At 55.8% G+C, this 3,536-nt stretch carries 2 rRNA genes; both read right to left on the bottom strand.

The window, feature by feature from the left end:
- Positions 1–4: 4 nt before the first annotated feature.
- A 5S ribosomal RNA gene (rrf, locus tag AB0B25_RS31845) occupies positions 5–121 on the bottom strand.
- Between the two features lie 101 nt (positions 122–222).
- A 23S ribosomal RNA gene (locus AB0B25_RS31840) occupies positions 223–3,349 on the bottom strand.
- Positions 3,350–3,536 lie beyond the last annotated feature (187 nt).

Below are 3,536 nucleotides of genomic sequence, written 5' to 3'. Positions count from 1 at the left end.
GATGTTCCGGCGGTGTCCTACTCTCCCACACCCTGTCGAGTGCAGTACCATCGGCGCTGGCAGGCTTAGCTTCCGGGTTCGGAATGGGACCGGGCGTTTCCCTGCCGCTATGGCCGCCGTAACTCTATGAAACTATCCACCCACCATCCGCTCATCACATGATGAACAAACGCGGGTTTGTGTGTTGTTTCAGATACCGCACAGTGGACGCGTAGCTTCTTTGTTGGTAAGTCCTCGGCCGATTAGTACCAGTCACCTACACACGTTACCGTGCTTCCAGTTCTGGCCTATCAACCCCATGGTCTGTAGGGGGCCTTAACCACTCGAAGGTGGTGAGAAACCTCATCTTGGAACAGGCTTCCCGCTTAGATGCTTTCAGCGGTTATCCCTTCCGAACGTAGCCAACCAGCAGTGCCCTTGGCAGGACAACTGGCACACCAGAGGTTCGTCCGTCCCGGTCCTCTCGTACTAGGGACAGCCTTCCTCAAGTTTCTGACGCGCGCGGCGGATAGAGACCGAACTGTCTCACGACGTTCTAAACCCAGCTCGCGTGCCGCTTTAATGGGCGAACAGCCCAACCCTTGGGACCTACTCCAGCCCCAGGATGCGACGAGCCGACATCGAGGTGCCAAACCATCCCGTCGATATGGACTCTTGGGGAAGATCAGCCTGTTATCCCCGGGGTACCTTTTATCCGTTGAGCGACACCGCTTCCACTTGCCGGTGCCGGATCACTAGTCCCGACTTTCGTCCCTGCTCGAGCTGTCGCTCTCACAGTCAAGCTCCCTTGTGCACTTGCACTCGACACCTGATTGCCAACCAGGCTGAGGGAACCTTTGGGCGCCTCCGTTACATTTTAGGAGGCAACCGCCCCAGTTAAACTACCCACCAGGCACTGTCCCTGAACCAGATCATGGTCCGAGGTTAGAAGTCCAATACGATCAGAGTGGTATTTCAACGACGACTCCCACGACACTGGCGTGCCGCTTTCACAGTCTCCCACCTATCCTACACAAACCGTACCGAACACCAATACCAAGCTATAGTGAAGGTCCCGGGGTCTTTTCGTCCTGCCGCGCGTAACGAGCATCTTTACTCGTAATGCAATTTCGCCGAGTCTGTGGTTGAGACAGCAGAGAAGTCGTTACGCCATTCGTGCAGGTCGGAACTTACCCGACAAGGAATTTCGCTACCTTAGGATGGTTATAGTTACCACCGCCGTTTACCGGGGCTTAAATTCTCAGCTTCGCACCCGAAGGCGCTAACCGGTCCTCTTAACCTTCCGGCACCGGGCAGGCGTCAGTCCGTATACATCGTCTTACGACTTCGCACGGACCTGTGTTTTTAGTAAACAGTCGCTTCTCTCTGGTCTCTGCGACCACCACCAGCTCAGGGAGCAAGTCCCGTCACCAGCGCTGGTCCCCCTTCTCCCGAAGTTACGGGGGCATTTTGCCGAGTTCCTTAACCACAGTTCTCTCGATCGCCTCGGTATTCTCTACCTGACCACCTGTGTCGGTTTGGGGTACGGGCCGTGTACCAACTCACTAGAGGCTTTTCTCGGCAGCATAGGATCACTGAATTCGCCTCAATCGGCTACGCATCACCTCTCAGGCTCATGCAACACGGATTTACCTATGTCACGCCCTACAGGCTTACACCAGTACAACCACTGACTGGCCCAGCTACCTTCCTGCGTCACCCCATCGCTTGACTACTACCAACGAAGGTCCCGTGCAGCCAGCTCCGGCTCCCCGAAGGGAGTCCATCACCTTTTGGACGGTTAGTACCATTGATTCATCATGGGCGCGGATACACGGGTACGGGAATATCAACCCGTTGTCCATCGACTACGCCTGTCGGCCTCGCCTTAGGTCCCGACTCACCCTGGGCGGATTAACCTGGCCCAGGAACCCTTGGTCATTCGGCGGACGAGTTTCTCACTCGTCTTTCGCTACTCATGCCTGCATTCTCACTCCTGTAGCCTCCACACCTGGATCACTCCGGCACTTCCCTGGCAACAGGACGCTCCCCTACCCATCCACACCACTGCCGACCCACCCGAAGGCAGACCGGAATGTCATGTGCGAATGCCGCGGCTTCGGCGGTGTACTTGAGCCCCGCTACATTGTCGGCGCAGGATCACTTGACCAGTGAGCTATTACGCACTCTTTCAAGGGTGGCTGCTTCTAAGCCAACCTCCTGGTTGTCTTCGCGACCCCACATCCTTTTCCACTTAGTACACGCTTAGGGGCCTTAGCCGGCGATCTGGGCTGTTTCCCTCTCGACTACGAAGCTTATCCCCCGCAGTCTCACTGCCACGCTCTCACACACCGGCATTCGGAGTTTGGCTGATTTCGGTAAGCTTGTAGGCCCCCTAGACCATCCAGTAGCTCTACCTCCGGTGTGAAACACGTGACGCTGCACCTAAATGCATTTCGGGGAGAACCAGCTATCACGGAGTTTGATTGGCCTTTCACCCCTACCCACAGCTCATCCCCTCAGTTTTCAACCTAAGTGGGTTCGGGCCTCCACGACGTCTTACCGTCGCTTCACCCTGGCCATGGGTAGATCACTCCGCTTCGGGTCTAGAACATGCGACTCAAACGCCCTATTCGGACTCGCTTTCGCTACGGCTACCCCACACGGGTTAACCTCGCCACATGCCACTAACTCGCAGGCTCATTCTTCAAAAGGCACGCCATCACCCCACCCCGAAGGGAAGGCTCTGACGGATTGTAAGCGCACGGTTTCAGGTACTATTTCACTCCCCTCCCGGGGTACTTTTCACCTTTCCCTCACGGTACTAGTCCGCTATCGGTCACCAGGGAGTATTCAGGCTTACCGGGTGGTCCCGGCAGATTCACAGCAGATTTCACGGGCCCGCTGCTACTCGGGCACCCACTACAACAGAGCACGTGTTTTCGTCTACGGGATTCTCACCCTCTACGACAGGCCATCCCAGACCACTTCGACTAACACGAACTTTTCTGACTGTCGCTCATCACGGCAGCAATGAGAAAATGGGCCCCACAACCCCACACGGACAACCCCTGCCGGGTATCACATCCGCATGGTTTAGCCTCATCCGCTTTCGCTCGCCACTACTCACGGAATCACAATTGTTTTCTCTTCCTGTGGGTACTGAGATGTTTCACTTCCCCACGTTCCCTCCACACACCCTATATATTCAGATGCGGGTAACACGACATCACTCGTGCTGGGTTTCCCCATTCGGAAATCCTCGGATCTCAGCTCGGTTGACAGCTCCCCGAGGCTTATCGCAGCCTCCTACGTCCTTCATCGGCTCCTGGTGCCAAGGCATCCACCGTACGCTCTTAAACACTTACAAACAAAGATGCTCGCGTCCACTGTGCAGTTCTCAAACAACACACCCAGCCGAATCCGATTCCCGCACCAGCACCCCAACCCCGAAGAGCCGAAACCGGTATGACAGAAAACCCGACCAGATCGTTATTCTTTGCCTAGAAAGAAACACTCGCGTGTTCTCTCAGGACCCAACAGTGTGTCGATATATC

This window comes from Nocardia sp. NPDC049190 (genome assembly GCF_040648115.1).
GTDB lineage: Bacteria > Actinomycetota > Actinomycetes > Mycobacteriales > Mycobacteriaceae > Nocardia.
Note: the sequence above shows the minus strand (reverse complement) of the source record. Positions and strands in the feature narration are given on the sequence as shown.